This is a genomic window from Mycobacterium sp. E136, assembly GCF_001666865.1.
GTDB lineage: Bacteria > Actinomycetota > Actinomycetes > Mycobacteriales > Mycobacteriaceae > Mycobacterium.
This window is the reverse complement of record NZ_LZJE01000388.1, coordinates 1-19,493: the sequence shown is the minus strand read 5'-3', so window position 1 is coordinate 19,493 and position 19,493 is coordinate 1. Positions and strand designations below refer to the sequence as shown.

Sequence of the window (19,493 nt, the reverse complement as noted above, 5' to 3'; positions counted from 1 at the left end):
GGCGCAGAAGGTGGTCGCTGAGGCGACTGTCTCGCGCCGGAAAATGCAACTCCTCCCGGAGACTAGGGCATGTACGCGTGCGACATGGGCGTCTTCGCTTTCGAGGTTCGATCAACGTCCAGCGCCCGCGCTCGGAGCGGGGGTATGTTGATCCAGCACGGCTGGTGGGTCCGCAGCCGAGCGGGAGGACGGCGTTTTGCGCATTGGCAAGATCACAGTTGGCGCACTTGACGAATGGTCACTGAAACCCGGCACCGTCACCTCTTGGCACCCGACCGCCTCCGCACAGGAAAAGGCGCGGCAGGCGCCGGTCAGCGCGGTGCCGATCAGCTACATGCAGGGTCAGCATCTTCGCAACTTCTGCGAACGGACAGCAGCCGGATTGAACTTCTCCAGGCAGATCATCGCGAGCTGCGACGTGGTCGGCCAGTGCGACATCACGGCGATGGATCACGCCGTCAACGCTTATCTACGCCGTCACGACACATTCCGCAGCTGGTTCGAACGGACCGACGAGGGGGAGTTCATCCGGCATGCCCTCGAAGATCCCGATGACATCGAGTTCATGCCGGTCAATCACGGTTACCTGACTGTCGATGAAATACACGCCCATGTAGTGGGCATACCGAGCCCTCTTGAATGGGCCTGTTTCACATTCGGAATCATCCAGAACGAGGACTACTTCACCTTCTTTGCGGCCGCCGACCACATCCACGGCGATGCAACATTGATCGGCACGACCATGTTGGAAGCGAACGGTATGTATTCCGCGTTCAATCACGGAGGCGCCGCGCTCACACTTCCCGATGCCGGTAGCTTCGACGAATTCTGTATCCGCGAGCGCGAACGCACGTCCGCTTTGACCGTGAATTCGCCCGAGGTCCGAGCGTGGATTGATTTTGCCGAAGCCAATAACGGCGGCTTTCCAGAATTCCCGCTCCCACTCGGTGATCCACACAAGTCCAGTAGCAGCGACATGAGGTCGGAGATCCTGATGGATCCGGCCCAGACGGAGCGCTTCGAATCGGCCTGCACAACTGCCGGCGCACGCTTCATCGGCGGATTATTCGCCTGCCTTGCCCAGGTCGAACACGAGCTGACCGGTGCCCTCACGTACTACGGGCTCACCCCGCGCGATTCTCGGACCGCCACGGATAATTTCATGACGCAAGGATGGTTCACCGGCCTGATCCCGATCACCGTCCCCATTGGCGCTGCCTCCTTCGCTGACGCCGCTTGGGCTGCGCAGGCGGCTTTCGACTCGAGCCTCAATATGGCCAAGGTGCCTTATTACCGCGTCCTGGAGTTGGCGCCGTGGCTGAATTGGCCTCAGCCGAATTTTCCTGTTTCGAATTTCTTTCATGGTGGCGCCGCCCCGCTCAACGCTGTCCTGGCGGCCGCCGACATGGGCCTGGCAAACAACATCGGAATATATCCAGACGGTCGCTTCTCGTATCAGCTCACCATCTACATATTCCGGTACGGCGAGGGTACGGCGATGGCGGTTTTGCATCCCGATAACTCGGTCGCGAGGAAGTCGGTCTCGCGCTACATGGACACGATGAAATCGGTGGCGGAAATGGTCGCTGACAGCGGGAACTGGGGAGGTGTCGCATAGCGTGGAGCGACGGGGGGTGAGGGAGATATGCGGCGGCTAGCCCGTCTCGTCGTGCGTTGGCCCTGGGTGGTGATCGGGGTCTGGTTCGCGATGGCGGTGGCCCTGCCGCTAACACTTCCATCTCTGAATGAGATGGCCGCGAAGCACCCGCTCGTCATCCTGCCCGACGACGCACCTTCGAGCGTCACCGCCAAAAAGATGGCAGAGGCTTTCGACGAGTCGGGCTCGGACAACCTCTTGGTGATCGCATTCATCAACGAAGCCGGGCTGGTGCCCGCCAACGAAGCGACCTATCGCAAGGTCGTGGATGCGCTGCGCGATGACGTCACCGACGTCGTGTCGGTGCAGGATTTCCTGAGTACGCCTCAACTGCGCCCGTTTCTGACGAGCGAAGACAAGACGACCTGGGTGCTCCCCGTCAGCCTCGAGGGTGAGCTGGGGACACCGCGAGGCTTCGAATCGTTCAACCGGGTGTCCGACGTCATCAGGCACAACGCGGGGGGCAAGGATGCGGCCGGAGCCCTCACCGTTTACATCACCGGTCCCGCAGCCACCGTCGCGGACCTCACCGTCGCCGGCCAGCACGATCGCTTGCCGATCGAGGTTGCGATCGCTGTCCTCGTTCTTGCCGTGTTGTTGTTGGTGTACCGCAGCCTGGTCACGATGTTGCTGCCATTGGTGACCATTGGATCGTCCCTGCTCATCGCGCAAGCTGCGGTCGCCGGTTTTTCCGAGCTGACCGGTTCTGGTGTCTCGAACCAGTCCATCGTCTTTCTCAGCGCGATCATGGCGGGCGCCGGAACCGATTACGCGGTCTTTCTCATCAGCCGCTTCCATGACTATCTGCGCGCAGATGCCGACATCGAGCGGGCGGTCACGGCCGCACTGATCTCGATCGGCAAAGTGATCACCGCATCCGCCGCCACGGTGGGCATCACCTTTCTGTTGATGAGCTTCACTCAAATGGGAGTGTTCAAGACGATCGGGGTGTCGTCGGCGATCGGGATCGGCATCGCGTTCCTGGCCGCAGTAACCCTGCTGCCGGCGATCCTGATGATCGCCGGCCCGCGCGGTTGGGTTCGTCCGAGGCGCGAACTGACAGCACGGTTCTGGCGCCGCTCCGGCATACGTATCGTGCGCCGGCCTGTACCACACTTGATCGCCAGTCTGCTCGTTTTGGTCCTCTTGGCCGGCTTCGCACTGACCGCGCGGTTCAACTATGACGATCGCAAAGCAGTGGCGCCCTCTGCGGCGAGCTCCGTCGGGTACACGGCGCTGGAACGTCATTTCCCCATCAGTCAATCCATTCCTCAGTACATCCTCGTTCAGTCTCCGCACGACCTGCGCACACCACGTGCCCTCGCGGACTTGGAGCAGATGGCGTCGCGCATCGCCCAACTACCGGATGTGTCTCTCGTCAGCGGTGTCACACGACCGCTCGGAGATGTACCCAGGGAGTTCCGGGCCACTTTTCAGGCGGGTCTGGTCGGTGACCGGCTGTCCGCCGGCTCCGCCCAGATCGCGCAGCGCTCGGACGACCTCGACGAATTGGCAAACGGCGCCACTACGCTGGCCGACTCCTTGGTCGACGTTCGTACACAGATCGATTCGATCGCGCCGAGTATCAAGAGTCTTTTGGAGACGGTTTCGACGGTGAAATCCCAATACAGCGGTGACACATTGGTGCGGTACGTAGAAATTGCAGCCAAGCTCATCGACAGCCTCAACAAGCTCGGCACCGCCTCGGGTATGAGATTTTCCAGCGTCACGGACATGTTCGCTTGGATGGGACCCGTCCTGGTGGCACTCGATGGCAACGCGGTCTGCGATGCCAATCCGTCTTGCACCGCCACCCGCGACCAGTTTCGACGAGTAGTGGATGAAGGCAACGACGGAAACCGTAACGAGGTCAATAAGCTGGCGGGGGAGTTGCAGAGCGTCGAGAACAAGCAGGCCCTCAAGGCCACGATGAACAAGCTGAACGGTGCGCTCACCGCCGTCGGCGAGGCGGTCAGCGAAATGGGGTTGGACAAGCCGGGCGGTATTGAGGAGGGTCTGGCCGATCTGCAGAAGGGTGCCGACCGCCTGGCCGGGGGAAGCCAGCAAGTGGCCGATGGGGTCGACGAACTGGTCAAGCAGGTGAAGCTGATGGCCACGGGCCTCGACCAGGCATCGGCTTTCCTCATGACGATGCGGCATGATGCTGCAGACTCGTCGATGGCGGGATTCAATATTCCACCCCAGGTGCTGGACTCAGTGGAATTCAGGAAAGCCGCCAAAGCGTTCGTGTCGCCTGATGGCCGCTCGGTGCGGTACTTGGTGCAGACCAAACTCAACCCGTTCAGTTCCGAGGCGATGGATCAGGTCGAGGCAATCAACGACGTCGCCCGCGGGGCCCAGCCCAACACCGCTCTCGCCGATGCGTCGATTTCGATGGGTGGGTTTCCCGCCGCACTCCGGGACACGCGCGACTATTACCAGAACGACATTCGATTCATCATTCTCATGGCCCTGATCGTCGTCATGGTGACGTTGATCGTGCTGTTGCGTTCGATCGTCGCGCCGCTTTATCTCGTCGCTTCGGTCGTAGTCTCATACTTCGCGGCAATCGGTGTCGGCGTCCTGGCGTTTCAAGTGATCCTCGGCACCGAATTGCACTGGAGCGTGCCACCGCTGGCCTTCGTGGTGCTGGTCGCAGTGGGCGCGGATTACAACATGCTCTTTGTGTCGCGTTTGCGGGACGAATCGCCGAACAGCGTGCGGTACGGCGTCATTCGCACCCTGAGCTCGACGGGTGGTGTGATCACCGCGGCAGGCCTGATCTTCGCCGCCTCGATGGCGGGTCTGTTGTTTTCGAGCATTGGCACCGTCGTCCAGGGAGGTTTCGTGATCGGTGTGGGAATTTTGTTGGACACTTTTGTGGTTCGCACCATCACCGTTCCTGCCGTCGCGGCGTTGATCGGGAAGGCGAACTGGTGGCCCTCGAGGATTCGACCGTCATCGTCGCGTTCGCGTAAGCCGGCCGAGATCACGTAGCAGAAGCCCGTCCAGCGCGACAGGTGAGATCGAGATATTAAACGACAAATGGAGCGGCCAGGATTGTGACTTCGACGAGCCAGTCATCCATTCTGTCGATGCTTCACGGCCGGGCCAGCCTGCGCCCGGATGACGTCGCGTTCACGTTCACTGATTACATCGACGCGTCGGCCGTTACTCAGAGCCTCACTTGGTCTCAATTGGCACGTCGAACAACGAATGTGGCGCACGAGATTCGGCGCCATGGGTCGTCCGGCGACAGGGCGGTGATCCTCGCCCCGCAGGGCCTCGAGTACATCCTGGCCTTCCTCGGCTCCATGCAGGCCGGCTTAGTGGCGGTGCCGCTGCCGTTGCCGCACCCCGGCTCAGGACATGACCGGGTCAGGGCGGTGCTTCTCGATACTGAACCGTCGGTGGTGCTCACGACGTCAGCATCCTCACCCCACGTCCGTGATTTCGTGGATGAGTCTCGCGAAGGAGCCGCGCCGCAGATCATCGAGGTCGACGCGCTGGACCTGGAAGCGCAGAACGAATCGAGTGTTGCGCCGGATGAGTGGCCCTCCATCGCGTATCTGCAGTACAGCTCGGGGTCGACCCGGCAACCGACGGGAGTCATGCTCTCGCACCGTAATCTCACTGTGAATTTCGAGCAGTTGATGAGGAGCTTCTTCGCCGACTCTCCACTCCCGCAGGACGCCACGCTCGTGTCGTGGCTGCCGTTCTATCACGACATGGGCTTGGTGTTGGGAGTCTGCGCCCCAATCCTGTGCGGCCGTCGCGCCGCGCTGATGAGTCCCGTTGCGTTCCTGGAAAGGCCGGCCCGATGGATGCGCGCGCTGGCCGAAAACCCGCACGCCTGGTCGTCGGCGCCCAACTTCGCGTTCGATCTGGCCGCGCGCAAGACGTCCGACGACGACTTGGCGGGGCTCGACCTCGGCGGCGTGGTGGGCATCATCAGTGGCGCGGAACGAGTGGAACCGGCGACCTTGCATCGCTTCGTCGACCGATTCGCGCACTTCAATTTCCGCGATCACATGATGCGCCCCGCATACGGCTTGGCTGAGGCGACGGTCTTCGTCGCGACAGGCACGTGGAACGAAGCGTCGCCGGCGGCTCATTTCGACTCCGAGGCACTCGGTGCCGGCCGCGTTCGGCCTTGCGGCTCCGGAGAAGGTACGGCGCTCGTGAAGTATCGGATGCCCCAATCTCCGTCGGTAAGCATCGTCGACAGCTGTACACATCGGGAATGTGCGCCGGAGCTGGTCGGCGAGATCTGGGTCCACGGAGATAACGTCGCCGAAGGCTACTGGGGCAAGTCGCCGGCAGAGCAGACCTGCTTCGGCGCAACACTTCTCGACCCGTCACCTGGCACGCCGGACGGACGGTGGCTGCGCACCGGAGACCTCGGCTTCGTCTACGACACCGAGTTGTTCATCGTCGGCCGCATCAAAGATCTGCTGATCATCCGCGGTCGCAACTATTACCCCGAAGACATCGAAGCGACCATCCAAGAAATCACTCGTGGTCGCGCTGCGGCGGTATCGGTTCCCCTGGGCAGTACCGAGAACCTCGTCACCATCGTCGAACTCAAGACGCCGAGCGAACTCGACGATGCGGCGACCCATTGGCTGGACGCGGTGAAAAGCGATGTCACAGCGGCGATATCGAAGGCGCACGGCCTCAGCGTTGCCGACCTCGTGCTGGTGTCTCCCGGATCTATCCCCACGACGACGAGCGGCAAGATCCGTCGCTCCGCGTGTGTCGAGCAATATCGCCGCGACAAATTTCATCGCTTGGACGCCTGAGGAGACCAGTGACTGGAGTAACGTGCATGGCACGGAAGCGGAGCAGGGCGGGGGCGTATCAAACAGCCATGAAACGACTTCTCGCACTCGGCGTCACGCTCACCGCAATCGGCGCGACAGGTTGTCTCGGAGTCGGCATCGCTACAGCTGACAATCCACCGGTCGTACCGCCGACGCCGGGCAACCCGCCGGGCAATCGCTCGACGATGGGTACTCCGGGCAAGGGTTACGCATTGGGCGGCGCCCGCGTCCTGGGCATTCCCTACGATGAATACATCATGCGCACTGGCGCCGACTGGTTTCCAGGACTGGACCGCCAGATCGTCGACTATCCCTCCGGGCAGGTTCAGGGCCACACCCTGGAACGGTTGTTCCCGGGCATAGGTCGACTCGACGACGAAATCATGCCCGGGGCGGGTCTCGACGGACCCAGCGTGGCCGAATCGGTTGACGTTGGGGCGCCGAACGTCATCAATGCGATCCACAAGGGCGGGCCCGGCACGGTGCTTGGGCTGTCCGAGGGTGCGTTGGTGCTCAATGAGGTGCAAGCGCGACTAGCGTACGACCCCGCCGCCCCACCGCCGGATCAGTTGAGCTTCGCGATGTACGGCGATCCCGTGGCGCGGCACGCCTTCGGTGAAAGTTTTCTGACCCGGTCGTTCCCGGTGGGAACGCTGACGCCATTCCTCGACTATCGAGTTCCGCCTCCGGTGGAGAGCCAATACGATACCTACCAGTTTGTCTCGGCATACGACAGCATCGCCGACTGGCCGGACCGGCCTGACCATTGGATGTCGGTCATCAACGCGCTTGTCGGGCTGGCTACTGGCCACACTTCTGTTGCATTCACCAAACCAAGTATGGTGCCGCCGCAAAACATTCGAACCACCGTCAACTCCCGGGGCGCGAAAACGACAACCTACTTCATACCCGAGGAGCACCTTCCGCTGGTTCTGCCGTTCAAATACATCGGAGTGCCCGAGGAGACGCTGGTCAAGCTCGATGCGGTGCTGCAGCCTTACGTGGATGCGGGCTATTCGCGAGCCGACAATCCGCTGACAGCACCTATCACGGTGGCCCCGGGCAACGGGTATGATCCTGCGGCCGTTACGGCGCCGGCGACCCAGGCCGCCTTCGGTGGAGCGGCCGATCCGCTCTCGCAGATGCTCGCCGGGTTCCAGTACGTGCTGAAGAACTCCCCGTAGCGGCTGCCGTCAAAGGCCGGCGAAGCCGACCGCAAGCAGCACGCCGCCTACCACCGCCAGCAGCAGCGAGACTCCGCGCCGCCCTTGTTCACGCACCCAGTCGTAGAGCGCGGAGAGTGCCGCGCGGGTGCGGACCGGCGCTACCAAGTAACACAGCAGTGGAACCTCCACGAGCGCGAATGCCACCACGTTGAACACGATGAGTGCACCAAACTGGATGGTGGCCGCCGCTCCGGAGGCTACGATCAATGTGAGCGCGGCCAGGTAATCGACTGACGGTAGTGCGATGCCGAGGCCTGCGATGCCCGCGGTCCACAGCGAGCGGCTGTCCAGCAACTGCCTAGCGCGAGTCGTGAGGCGCGACCACATCCGGGTCACGGGACTGGGAGACGTCGCGGTACCTGTCCGCCCAACGATTCCCGTGTACACCAACGCGGCATTGAGCAGAACGATCGCGCCGACAACGATTTGCACCCACGGCAGCGTGGAATGTCCGGAGCCGAGTGGCGGCCGCAATAGGAACAGCACTACGACGCCGACCGAGATGCCCATGACGAAGCCGCCTGTGACGAACGTGAGTAGCTGGAGTACGGGCCGCGGCCGGTTGAGCATCACGACCGTCATCCCGATCCGGAATGGCTCCAGGCTGACCGCGAGGGCCATGAGCAGAAGCGGGATCCACATATATTGGTCCTCGGCCTACCGGTCATCCGCGGGTGGCTCGAGCATGGGCGTCAGGTTACCGGTTGCACTCACGACGATTCGGGCCTTTACCGGTGCCACATCCACGGTCGATGGCGGTCCGCTGGGTGGTCCGGACGTGGCCACCGATCACGGGCGCGTGTGAAGATGGACGGGATATGAGCGCAACTGATCTCAGCCCGGCGACGCTGCGCGAAGCGTTCGGGCACTTCCCGTCCGGTGTCATCGCGATCGCCGCGGAGGTGGAGGGCACCAGGGTCGGGCTGGCGGCCAGCACGTTCGTCCCGGTCTCGCTCGACCCGCCGCTGGTGTCGTTCTGCGTGCAGAACACCTCCGAGACCTGGCCCAAGCTCAAGGATCTTCCGTCGCTCGGGATCAGCGTGCTGGGGGAGGCCCACGACGACGCCGCGCGCACCCTGGCCGCCAAGACCGGCGATCGGTTCGCCGGCCTGGCGACGGTGTCGCGCGAATCGGGTGCGGTGTTCATCGACGGCACCGCGGTGTGGCTGGAGAGCGCGATCGAGCAGCTGGTCCCCGCGGGCGATCACACGATCGTGATCCTGCGGGTCTGTGACATCACGGTGCACGCCGACATCGCGCCGATCGTGTTCCACCGCAGCACGTTCCGCCGCCTCGGCAACGGGTGATTCGGGGTGCAACCGGTCGCTCGCGACCGGAAGCGCACCCAAGCCGTTCGATCAGGGCCGCTCGCTGAGCTCGTCGCGATACCTGGCCACCCGTCGCTCTAGTTCGTCGGCGTCGGCGGCGCGGCCTTCCTTGCGGGCCAGAGCCGCGCGGGTGCTGAGCTCGCGGATCGCGGTACGAATGTCGTTGATGCTGTGCGGGTGTCGAAGTGTCACGATTGCAACCTTTCGTCGTTGATTGGCCGCTTACCCGCAGGGTACCTGCGGAATCGTGTGCGTGGGGTGTCCTGAGACGCCGGGACGACTACCGTCGCCGGCTCAGGCTGTTTGTTCCGGCTCCTACCGTCGCCGGCTCAGGCTGTTTGTTCCGGCTCCTACCGTCGCCGGAAGAGTTTGTCGCCGAGCCACACCACCGGGTCGTACTTGCGATCGGCGGCCCGCTCCTTCATCGGGATCAACGCATTGTCGGTGATCTTGATGTGTTCGGGGCAGACCTCGGTGCAGCACTTGGTGATGTTGCAGTAGCCCAGGCCGTGCACTTCCTGCGCGTCCTCCGCGCGCCGCGCGTGCACGTCGAGCGGATGCATGTCCAGCTCGGCCTGACGCATCAGGAACCGCGGACCGGCGAACGCCTCTTTGTTCTCCTCGTGATCACGGATCACGTGGCAGACGTTCTGGCACAGGAAGCACTCGATGCACTTGCGGAACTCCTGTGACCGGTTGACGTCTTCCTGCGCCATCCGGTACTCGCCGGGCTGCAGATCCTTCGGCGGCGTGAACGCCGGGATCTCCCTGGCCTTCTGATAGTTGAACGACACGTCGGTGACCAGGTCGCGGATCACCGGGAAGGTGCGCAACGGGGTGACGGTGATGACCTCGTTCTCGTCGAAGGTCGACATCCGCGTCATGCACAGCAGCCGGGGCCTGCCGTTGATCTCCGCCGAGCAGGACCCGCACTTGCCCGCCTTGCAGTTCCACCGCACGGCCAGATCGCCGGCCTGGGTCTGCTGCAGCCGGTGGATGATGTCGAGGACCACCTCGCCCTCGTTGACCTCTACCGAGAAGTCCTGCAGCGCGCCGTCGTTGTCGTCGCCACGCCACACCCGCATCTTTGCCTGGTAGCTCATGCGCCCCTCCTAGACGAGTGGTTGGCGAGTTCTTCGGAGGTGAAGTACTTCTCCAACTCTTCGATGTCGATCAGCTCCAGCAGGTCGTCGCGCATGGGCACCTGATCCTGCGGGGTGATGCTGATGTCGGGGACCACGGTCTCGCCTTCAGCCCGGCACACCAGCAGCGTCTTGCGCCACTTCGAATCCATCGACGGATAGTCGTCGCGGGTGTGCCCGCCACGGCTCTCGGTGCGCTCCAGCGCCGCCCTGGCGATGCACTCGCTGACCAGGATCATGTTGCGCAGGTCGAGCGCCAGATGCCAGCCGGGGTTGAAGTGCCGGCCACCCTCGACCCGCACCTTCTTGTACCGCTCGCGCAGCTCCTTGAGCTTGTCGATTGCCTCGGTGACCTCTTCGGACTTGCGGATGATGCCGACCAAGCTGTTCATCGTGTCCTGCAGATCCAGCTGCAGGGTGTACGGGTTCTCGGCGGCATCGCCGTTGGACGGTCCCTCGAACGGGTGCAGCGCCAGCTTGGTCGACTCGTCGACCGCGGTGTCGGACACCTTCGGCCGGTCACCGAGCGCGCGCACGTAGTCCGCCGCGCCCATTCCCGCGCGCCTGCCGAACACCAGCAGGTCCGACAGCGAGTTGCCGCCCAGCCGGTTGGAGCCGTGCATGCCGCCGGAGCACTCACCCGCGGCGAACAGTCCCGGCGTCTTGGCCGCACCCGTGTCCGGGTCGACCTCGATGCCGCCCATGACGTAATGGCACGTCGGCCCGACCTCCATGGGCTCCTTGGTGATGTCGACCTCGGCCAGCTCCATGAACTGGTGATACATCGACGGCAGCCGGCGCTTGATCTCCTCGGCGGGCAGGCGCGACGCGATGTCGAGGTAGACGCCGCCGTGCGGGGTACCTCGGTCGGCCTTCACCTCGGAGTTGATCGCGCGGGCCACCTCATCGCGGGGCAGCAGGTCCGGGGTGCGGCGCGCGGAGTCGTTGTCCTTGAGCCACTGATCGGCTTCCTCGATGCTCTCGGCGTACTGGCCTTTGAACACCGCGGGGATGTAGTCGAACATGAAGCGCTTGCCCTCGGAGTTCTTCAGCACTCCGCCGTCGCCGCGCACACCCTCGGTGACCAGGATGCCCTTGACGCTGGGCGGCCAGACCATGCCGGTCGGGTGGAACTGGACGAACTCCATGTTGATAAGCGTCGCGCCCGCCCGCAGCGCCAGCGCGTGACCGTCTCCGGTGTACTCCCAGGAGTTCGACGTCACCTTGTAGGACTTGCCGATGCCGCCGGTGGCCAGCACCACCGCGGGCGTCTCGAACAGGACGAAGTTGCCGCCCTCGCGGTAGTAGCCGAACGCCCCCGCGATGCGGTCGCCATCCTTGATGAGGTCGGTGATCGTCGTTTCGTGGAAGACCCGGATACGCGCCTCGTAGTCGCCGAACTCCTCTTTGTCCTCCTGCTGCAGCGAGACAATCTTCTGCTGCAGCGTCCGGATGATCTCCAGGCCGGTGCGGTCACCGACGTGGGCCAGTCGCGGATAGGTGTGGCCGCCGAAGTTGCGCTGGCTGATCCGACCGTCCTTGGTGCGGTCGAACAGCGCGCCGTAGGTCTCGAGCTCCCACACCCGGTCCGGCGCTTCCTTGGCGTGCAACTCGGCCATGCGCCAGTTGTTGAGGAACTTCCCGCCGCGCATGGTGTCCTTGAAGTGGACCTGCCAGTTGTCCTTCGGGTTCGCGTTACCCATCGCCGCGGCGCAGCCGCCCTCGGCCATCACCGTGTGGGCCTTGCCGAACAACGACTTGGTGATCACCGCGACCTTCAGGCCGCGTTCGCGCGCCTCGATGACCGCACGCAATCCCGCGCCGCCGGCACCGATGACGACGACGTCGTAGGAGTGCCGTTCTATTTCCGATGAGCCGCTTGCGCGAAGAGCATCAGACTCCGATGAGCCGCTTGCGCGAAGAGCATCAGATTCCGCCATCAAATAAACCTCACTACCGATCGAATTAGGGCGTCAGCCAATGAATCTCAGGTCAGAGATGGTCCCGCTGGCCACCAGCATGATGTAGAAGTCGGTCAGCATCAGCGTGCCGAGGGTGATCCACGCGTAGGTCTTGTGCCGGGTGTTCAGCCTGCTCACCTGGGTCCACATCCAGTACCGGACAGGGTGTTTCGAGAAGTGCTTGAGCCGTCCGCCGACGACGTGACGGCAGGAGTGGCACGACACCGTGTACGTCCACAGCAGCAACACGTTGACGACGAGAATCACATTGCCCAAACCGAATCCGAAACCGGACGGCGAGCGGAACGCCGCGATCGCGTCGTAGGTGTTGACGAGCGAGATGAGCACCGCGATGTAGAAGAAGTAGCGGTGTGTGTTCTGGATGACCAGGGGCAGCCGTGTCTCGCCGGTGTAGTGCGCCCTGGGCTCTGGCACCGCACACGCCGTCGGCGACTGCCACACCGACCGGTAGTAGGCGCCGCGGTAGTAGTAGCAGGTGAGCCGGAACAGCAGCAGGAACGGCAGCGACACCGCGGCGTAGGGCAGCCACCACACGTCAGGCAGGAACTGCCCGAAATGGCTGGCCTCCGGGATGCATCCGCTCTGCGTCGCCTCGTTCCACTTGACGAAGCACGGCGAGTAGAACGGCGTCAGGTAGTGGTACTCCGCGACCCAGTAGTTGTTCTGCAGGAACGCGCGCACCGTCGCGTAGATGATGAACGCCGCGAACCCCAGGTTCACGATCAGCGGTGACTGCCACCACCGGTCGGTGCGAAGGGTGCGTTGCGGAATCTCGGCACGGCTCGGCGAAAAGACGCCGGTCGCCTTGCGGTCGGCGGTGGGTGCGCTCACTGTTGCCTTTCGGTGTTGAGTTGTCCCGGTTACTCGGTGGGCCGCGTCAGCGGACGCCGCCGAGCCCTTCGTCGTCGACACCGCGCCAGAAATCGGTGTCGTACTGGGTGTCCGGGATCGGGATGCGGTCTCCGGCGTGGTGGTGAACCACGCCTCGGGCCAGCTCCAGCTCTTCGGCGTCAATGTCGAGACGGTCGATGTCGTTGAGGAGGCGTTCGGCGTCGTTGACGATTCGACGCGTCGCCGGGGTGTCCCCGTACCTCGACGCCAGCGACGTCACGCACCGCCGGAGCCTTCCGATTAGCTCGTGCAGCTCGGCAAGTTCGGTAGTGCTGGACAATTGACCTCCTTGGGCTGAAGGGTGTCAGGCATCACAGTACGACACCCGATGCTAGCTACATCATGCAGTGCACCGTGAGACAGATCACGTCAAACCGAAGGAGAAGGCCCGATGCCCGACCAGGTCCTCAAAGAGCGGGCCGACGCCCTGCTGGCATTGCACCAACCGGGCAACCCGGTCATTCTGCCGACCGTTTGGGACGCCTGGTCGGCTCGGCTCGCGGTAGACGAAGGATTTGCTGCGCTCACCGTCGGCAGCCATCCGCTGGCCGATTCCGTGGGCAAGCCCGACGGTGAGGGGATGTCGTTCGACGATGTGATCGCCCGTGTCAAGCAGATCACCGCGGCGGTCGACGTGCCGGTGTCGGTCGACCTCGAATCCGGCTACGGCCAACCGCCCGCGCGGCTGATCGACGGTCTGCTCGAGGCCGGCGCGGTCGGGTTCAACATCGAGGACACCGTGCACAGCGAGGACGGCCGGCTGCGTTCGTCGAGCGAACACGCCGAACTTGTCGGCGCGCTCCGCGAAGCGGCCGACGCGACGGGCGTGCACGTCGTCATCAATGCGCGCACCGATCTGTTCCTGCGGCAGGACGGTGAGGAGTCCGATCGCGTAGACCGTGCGATCGCCCGGCTGACCGAGGCGGCCGCTGCGGGCGCCGACGTGCTCTATCCGGTCGGTCGTCATGAACCGGATGTCTTGCAGCGGTTGACATCTGAGTTATCACTTCCCGTGAATGCGATCGGCCTGCCCGATCAGGACGACCCCGCGTCGTTCGGACCGCTCGGCGTGGCGCGGGTGAGTTTCGGCCCCTTCCTGCAGCGTGCGCTGTCGGCGCACGCCAAAGAGATGCTGCAGCGCTGGGTCTAGAGGGGACGACGTGTCCGACGACGATCTGAACTGGCAGGACGACCAGTCGCTGGTCATGGCCGCCGGCGTGGTCGCGGCCGTGCTGGTCGCGATCCTGATCTACGCGGTGCTGCGCACGTCCGACGCCGCGAAGGTTCCCGCGACCGTGCCGCCACCGGCGGCCACCTCGATTCCGTTGACGTACACCACCACAACGACGACCACTCCCAGTTACACGATGCCCAGCGTGGAGACCACGGAGGTCAGGGCGCCCGAGCCGCCGCCGGAGGTCAGGACGCCCGAGCCGTCGGGGGAACCCACCACGACTCCGACGCAGGAGTGATACGACGAAGCCGGTGGACCTCGAGGGTCCACCGGCTCCTTGTCGGACTGTTTACTTCTTGGCCTCGATCGCGATGCGCTGCGTCTCGGGGCCCTTGTGGGCGTTGGCGATCCGCACCGTCAGCACACCCGCGTCGTACTCGGCCTTGATGTCGCCGCCGGTGACGTGCTCGGGGAGGCGAAACGATCGACGGAACGACCCGTAACGCACTTCGCGCAGCGTGCGACCGTCCTTGTCTTCCGACCGCTCGTCCCGACGCTCACCGTGGATGACGAGGTAGCCGCGGTCGACCTCGACGTTCACATCCTTCTCGACGTCGAGGCCGGGGAGCTCGACGCGGACGAGCGCGTCATCGCCGTCCTTGACGATCTCGGCGGCGGGGGTGAACGCCCCCGTGGCCCAGCTCTCTGCGGTCGCGGGGCCGAAGAAGTCGCGTACCCACCGGTCCAGATCCCACGCGGGACGAGTCCGCAATGCCAACGTGCTCATACTGTCCTCCTCGTTGTTCGGACCGGCCCGCTGCCGGTCGCTCACCCAATAAAACTTGAGTCAACCACGCTCATGTTCCCGAAGGCTGTTCGCTGGCAGCGAAGTCCGGCGCCGGTCTCACAGCGGGCGTCGGCGGATGTGAGCACACCGTGATCGGTGCTTCACACGAGGCGACATTGCGGCAATATCGGCTGCTTAGCGTCGGCGGCATGCGGTCAACAAGAAACGTGGTGGTGGTCGGCCACGGCATGGTCGGTCACCGGTTCGTCGAGGCGCTGCGGTCGCGCGACGCCGACGGTGAATGGCGCGTGACGATCCTCGCCGAGGAAACCGATGCCGCCTACGACCGGGTCGGGCTCACCGGATACACCGAACACTGGGACCGCGGCCGGTTGGCGCTCGCGGGTAACGACTACCCGGACGACGAGCTGGTCGAGTTGCGGCTGGGCTCGCGGGTGACCGGGATCGATCGAACGGCGAAGACGGTGACGACCGCCGACGGCGCCCGGGTGCCGTACGACGTCCTGGTGCTGGCGACCGGGTCGTATGCGTTCGTGCCGCCGGTGCCGGGCCGCGACCTCCCGGTCTGCCACGTCTACCGCACCCTCGACGACCTCGACGCGATCCGGGCCGGTGCCGATACGGCGCTCGGTTCCAAGACACCGGTCGGCGTCGTGATCGGTGGCGGCCTGCTCGGCCTGGAGGCGGCGAACGCGTTGCGCGCGTTCGGATTGAAGACCCACGTCGTGGAGATGGCGCCGCACCTGATGGCCGCACAGCTCGACGAAGCCGGGGGCGCGCTGCTCAGCCGGATGATCAAGAGCCTCGGCATCGACGTGCACACCGGTGTCGGTACCGAGAGCATCGCGCCGGCGCAACGCAACAAGCCGTTGCGCAAATCCGAACAGGACGACTCGGTGCGGTTGTCGCTCAACGACGGAAGCCACATCGACACCGGCGTCGTCGTATTCGCCGCCGGTGTCCGCCCCCGCGACGAACTCGCGCGCGAAGCCGGACTGGACATCGCGCAGCGCGGCGGCGTCTTGACCGATCTGTCGTGCGTCACAAGCGATCCCGACATCTATGCCATCGGTGAGGTCGCCGCGATCGAGGGCCGCTGCTACGGGCTGGTCGGCCCCGGTTACACCAGCGCGGAGGTGGTCGCCGATCGCCTGCTCGGCGGTGCGGCCGAATTCCCCGAAGCCGATATGTCGACCAAGCTCAAGCTGCTCGGCGTGGACGTGGCCAGCTTCGGCGACGCCCAGGGCCGCACCCCCAACTGCCTCGACGTGGTGGTCAACGATCCGGTCAAGCAGACCTACGCCAAGCTCGTGCTCTCCGATGACGCCAAGACTCTGCTGGGCGGCATTCTTGTCGGCGACGCGTCGGCCTACGGTGTGCTGCGCCCGATGGTCGCCAGCGAGCTACCCGGCGACCCGCTCTCGCTGATCGCGCCCGCATCTGACGGGGGCGCAGCGGGTTTGGGCGTCGGAGCATTGCCCGACATCGCGCAGATCTGTTCGTGCAACAACGTCACGAAGGGCGACCTGAAGGAAGCCATCGGCGGGGGCTGCGCCGATGTGCCCGGTCTGAAGAAGTGCACGCTCGCGGGCACGTCGTGCGGTTCGTGTGTACCGCTGCTCAAACAACTGCTGGAGGCCGAAGGCGTCGAACAGTCCAAGGCGCTGTGCGAGCACTTCACCCAGTCCCGCGCCGAGCTGTTCGAGATCATCGGCGCCACCGAGATCCGCACGTTCTCGGGACTGATCGAACGCTTCGGCACCGGAAAGGGTTGCGATATCTGCAAACCGGTGGTGGCGTCGATCCTGGCCTCCACGAGCAGCGATCACATCCTGGACGGGGAGCAGGCGTCGCTGCAGGACTCCAACGACCACTTCCTGGCCAACATCCAGAAGAACGGCAGTTACTCGGTCGTGCCGCGCTCGCCGGGCGGTGAGATCACCCCCGAGCAGCTGATCCTGATCGGCGAAATCGCCAGGGACTTCGGGCTGTACACGAAGATCACCGGCGGTCAGCGCATCGACATGTTCGGCGCGCGCGTCGACCAGCTACCGGAGATCTGGCGCCGCCTCGTCGAGGGCGGGATGGAGTCCGGCCACGCGTACGGCAAGGCGTTGCGCACTGTGAAGAGTTGCGTCGGCAGCACGTGGTGCCGCTACGGACAGCAGGACTCCGTCGACATGGCCGTCCGAATCGAGTCGCGCTATCGCGGGCTGCGCGCCCCGCACAAGATCAAGATGGCGGTGTCGGGATGCGCGCGCGAGTGCGCCGAGGCGCAGAGCAAGGACGTCGGTGTCATCGCCACCGAGCAGGGCTGGAACCTGTATGTGTGCGGCAACGGCGGAATGTCGCCGCGACATGCACAACTGCTGGCCGGCGACCTCGACGACGAGACGCTGATCCGCTACATCGACCGCTTCCTGATGTTCTACATCCGCACCGCCGACCGTTTGCAGCGCACGGCGCCGTGGTTGGAGGCGCTGGATGGCGGCCTGGACCATCTGCGCGACGTCGTGTGCAACGACTCGCTGGGTCTGGCAGATGAGTTCGAGGCCGCGATGGCCCGCCACGTCGAGGGCTACGCCTGCGAATGGAAGGGCGTGCTCGAGGATCCGGACAAGTTGTCGCGCTTCGTGTCGTTCGTCAATGCCCCCGACGTTGCCGATCCCACCGTCGAATTCACCGAGCGGTCCGGCCGCAAGGTGCCCGTGTCCATCGGAATGCCGAAGGTGCCGCAGAAATGACACTGCTCAACGAGATTCAGGTCTGGACCACGGCCTGCCGATACGACTTCCTGATTCCGAACCGCGGCGTCGGCGTGCTGCTCGCCGACGGCAGCCAGGCGGCGCTGTTCCGCCTGGACGACGGGTCGCTGCATGCTGTCGGCAACATCGACCCGTTCTCCGGGGCGGCGGTGATGTCGCGCGGCATCGTCGGCGATCGCGCCGGCCGCCCGACCGTGCAGTCACCGATCAAGAAGCAGGCCTTCGCGCTCGACGACGGCGTGTGTCTCGACGACCCCGACGTGTCACTGCCCGTCTACGAAACGCGCCTCACCGCCGACGGCCAGGTCGAAGTCCGCGGTTAGCCTCACCTCTTTCACCGCGTCCCTTTTTCACCGCCAGCAGACGCAAAACTGCCCCTTTTCACGCGAAATGCGGCAGTTTTGCGTCTGCTCGCGGGAAGAACTCTCAGGCCGCCAGCGGTACGCGGGCGCGGCGGAAACGGTTGGCGATCAATCGCACCATCGCGGGATGGGTGCCGAGCGGGTCGGCCACCGCGTCCGCGCCGCTGTCGCGCAGGCGGTCCTGAAAAAGCCCTTCCGCCAACAGATACGAGGCCACCACCACTCGCCGAGCGCCCTCACGACGGAGCCGTTCGACCGCAGAGGCCACGCGCGGCTCACCGGTGGCGGCGTACGCGAGCTCGACCCGGTCGCCGATCACCGCCGACAGCATCGCCGACATCTGGCGCAGGTCCGACAATGCGCCCGCGTCGGACGTGCCCGCCGCGGCGAGCACCACCGAATCGCCAGGCCGCCAACCACACTCGATGAGCCGGTCCATCAGCACCCGCGTCAGTTGCGGGCTGGGGCCCAGCGCCTCGGTCACGGTGACGCCAGGATGCCCGCTGGCCGCGACGTGCGCGGGAATGTCGGTGTTGACGTGATACCCACGCGACAGGAACGCCGGCAACAGGATCGTCCGGTCGGGCAGCGTCTGCAGCACCTCGCTCGGCGTGGGGCCGAGGACGTCGACGAACGCGACATGCACCCGGCCGCCGAGCGCCGTCGACACCCGGTCGGCGAGACCCCCGATCAGCTCGACACCGCTCTGCTTGCGGGTGCCGTGCGCTACCAACAGATAGCTCATTTCGCGTACGCCAGATTGTCCTCGACGGCCAGGCGGTAACCGCGCTTCACCACTGTCGACACGATGTTCTTGTCGCCCAACGCCGTTCGCAGTCGGAGCACTGCCGTCTCGACGGCGTGGGTGTCGGTGCCGGTGCCTGGCAGCGCGCGCAGCAGGTCGGTGCGCGACACCACCGCTCCCGGCCGGTGTGCGAGCGCGCGAATTGTCGCCATGCCCGCCGGTGACACGGGCTTGACGGCCCCGTCGACCAGAACGCAGGTGCCCCGGATCTCCAGCAGGTGTCCGGCCACGCGGATGGTCCGCGAGCACAGCAGCGGTAATTCGTCGGTGATGTGACGGGCCAAGGCGCCTAACCGCATTCGCTCGGGCGCCGAGGTTGGCACACCCAGCCGAACCAGTGGGCGCGCCGTCACGGGGCCGACGCACATGGCGTGGACGTCGCGGCGGAACGCGGCGAGCACCCGGTTCTCCAGGCCCATCTCCCGGGCCCGCAACAACACCGACGCCACCGCGGGCGCCGAGGTCGTGCCGATCCGGGTGTACCGATGGCATCCCGCGCCGCACAACGGCGATTTCGACCAGCTGGTGGC

At 64.8% G+C, this 19,493-nt stretch carries 18 protein-coding genes; 9 read left to right on the top strand and 9 right to left on the bottom strand.

The window, feature by feature from the left end; translation table 11 throughout:
* Positions 1–196: 196 nt before the first annotated feature.
* From A5698_RS26500 to pe, 4 genes are all read left to right on the top strand, one after another.
* Positions 197–1,618 carry a condensation domain-containing protein gene (locus A5698_RS26500; RefSeq protein WP_068303206.1) on the top strand — a complete coding sequence of 474 codons (1,422 nt, stop codon included), beginning with the start codon at positions 197–199 and terminating at the stop codon, positions 1,616–1,618.
* A gap of 27 nt (positions 1,619–1,645) precedes the next feature.
* Complete coding sequence (locus A5698_RS26495; protein ID WP_068303201.1) at positions 1,646–4,654, top strand: MMPL/RND family transporter; 3,009 nt, start codon at positions 1,646–1,648, stop codon at positions 4,652–4,654.
* A gap of 65 nt (positions 4,655–4,719) precedes the next feature.
* Entirely contained in the window at positions 4,720–6,459 is a 1,740-nt protein-coding gene (locus tag A5698_RS26490) for an AMP-binding protein (protein ID WP_084792639.1), read from the top strand.
* Between the two features lie 68 nt (positions 6,460–6,527).
* Positions 6,528–7,664, top strand: coding sequence for an acyltransferase PE (pe, locus tag A5698_RS26485; protein WP_068303194.1), 1,137 nt, complete (start codon positions 6,528–6,530; stop codon positions 7,662–7,664).
* 9 nt (positions 7,665–7,673) lie between these two features.
* Here the strand turns inward: pe and A5698_RS26480 are convergent, their stop codons facing one another.
* Positions 7,674–8,348, bottom strand: coding sequence for a GAP family protein (locus A5698_RS26480; RefSeq protein WP_068303192.1), 675 nt, complete (start codon positions 8,346–8,348; stop codon positions 7,674–7,676).
* Between the two features lie 176 nt (positions 8,349–8,524).
* Between A5698_RS26480 and A5698_RS26475 the strand changes: the two genes are divergently transcribed.
* On the top strand, positions 8,525–9,013 hold the full coding sequence (locus A5698_RS26475) for a flavin reductase family protein (protein WP_068303191.1): 489 nt from the start codon (positions 8,525–8,527) through the stop codon (positions 9,011–9,013).
* 51 nt (positions 9,014–9,064) lie between these two features.
* Here the strand turns inward: A5698_RS26475 and A5698_RS29190 are convergent, their stop codons facing one another.
* The 5 genes from A5698_RS29190 to A5698_RS26455 all read right to left on the bottom strand — a co-directional run bounded on the left by A5698_RS29190 (position 9,065) and on the right by A5698_RS26455 (position 13,329).
* A complete protein-coding gene (locus tag A5698_RS29190) occupies positions 9,065–9,226 on the bottom strand; it encodes a hypothetical protein (RefSeq protein ID WP_090277640.1) in 162 nt (53 codons plus the stop codon).
* 158 nt (positions 9,227–9,384) lie between these two features.
* Entirely contained in the window at positions 9,385–10,137 is a 753-nt protein-coding gene (locus tag A5698_RS26470) for a succinate dehydrogenase/fumarate reductase iron-sulfur subunit (protein ID WP_067083334.1), read from the bottom strand.
* Positions 10,134–12,116, bottom strand: a complete 1,983-nt coding sequence (locus tag A5698_RS26465) for a fumarate reductase/succinate dehydrogenase flavoprotein subunit (protein WP_068303189.1) — start codon at positions 12,114–12,116, stop codon at positions 10,134–10,136. The genes A5698_RS26470 and A5698_RS26465 overlap by 4 nt, the downstream gene beginning before the upstream one ends.
* A 33-nt stretch (positions 12,117–12,149) precedes the next feature.
* Positions 12,150–12,989, bottom strand: a complete 840-nt coding sequence (gene sdhC, locus A5698_RS26460; protein ID WP_067083332.1) for a succinate dehydrogenase subunit SdhC — start codon at positions 12,987–12,989, stop codon at positions 12,150–12,152.
* Between the two features lie 46 nt (positions 12,990–13,035).
* Positions 13,036–13,329 carry an Rv0250c family protein gene (locus A5698_RS26455; protein WP_067083331.1) on the bottom strand — a complete coding sequence of 98 codons (294 nt, stop codon included), beginning with the start codon at positions 13,327–13,329 and terminating at the stop codon, positions 13,036–13,038.
* A gap of 111 nt (positions 13,330–13,440) precedes the next feature.
* Between A5698_RS26455 and A5698_RS26450 the strand changes: the two genes are divergently transcribed.
* The gene (locus A5698_RS26450) at positions 13,441–14,199 is read left to right on the top strand and encodes an isocitrate lyase/PEP mutase family protein (RefSeq protein ID WP_067083329.1); all 759 of its coding nucleotides are present in this window, start codon (positions 13,441–13,443) and stop codon (positions 14,197–14,199) included.
* Positions 14,200–14,209: 10 nt separating this feature from the next.
* The gene (locus tag A5698_RS26445; protein ID WP_067083327.1) at positions 14,210–14,521 is read left to right on the top strand and encodes a hypothetical protein; all 312 of its coding nucleotides are present in this window, start codon (positions 14,210–14,212) and stop codon (positions 14,519–14,521) included.
* A gap of 51 nt (positions 14,522–14,572) precedes the next feature.
* Here A5698_RS26445 and A5698_RS26440 read toward each other — a convergent pair whose 3' ends face one another.
* On the bottom strand, positions 14,573–15,010 hold the full coding sequence (locus A5698_RS26440; RefSeq protein WP_067083400.1) for an Hsp20/alpha crystallin family protein: 438 nt from the start codon (positions 15,008–15,010) through the stop codon (positions 14,573–14,575).
* Between the two features lie 209 nt (positions 15,011–15,219).
* Here A5698_RS26440 and nirB point away from each other — a divergent pair, with 209 nt between their 5' ends.
* On the top strand, positions 15,220–17,775 hold the full coding sequence (gene nirB / locus A5698_RS26435) for a nitrite reductase large subunit NirB (protein WP_067083326.1): 2,556 nt from the start codon (positions 15,220–15,222) through the stop codon (positions 17,773–17,775).
* On the top strand, positions 17,772–18,119 hold the full coding sequence (gene nirD, locus A5698_RS26430; protein WP_067083324.1) for a nitrite reductase small subunit NirD: 348 nt from the start codon (positions 17,772–17,774) through the stop codon (positions 18,117–18,119). The genes nirB and nirD overlap by 4 nt, the downstream gene beginning before the upstream one ends.
* A 103-nt stretch (positions 18,120–18,222) precedes the next feature.
* Here nirD and A5698_RS26425 read toward each other — a convergent pair whose 3' ends face one another.
* Positions 18,223–18,903 (bottom strand): sirohydrochlorin chelatase, encoded by a 681-nt coding sequence (locus tag A5698_RS26425; RefSeq protein ID WP_067083323.1) that lies wholly within the window; start codon positions 18,901–18,903, stop codon positions 18,223–18,225.
* Positions 18,900–19,493, bottom strand: a 594-nt coding sequence (locus tag A5698_RS26420; RefSeq protein ID WP_502688994.1) for a winged helix-turn-helix domain-containing protein, incomplete at its 5' end; no start/stop codon positions are given. The genes A5698_RS26420 and A5698_RS26425, both read right to left, overlap by 4 nt.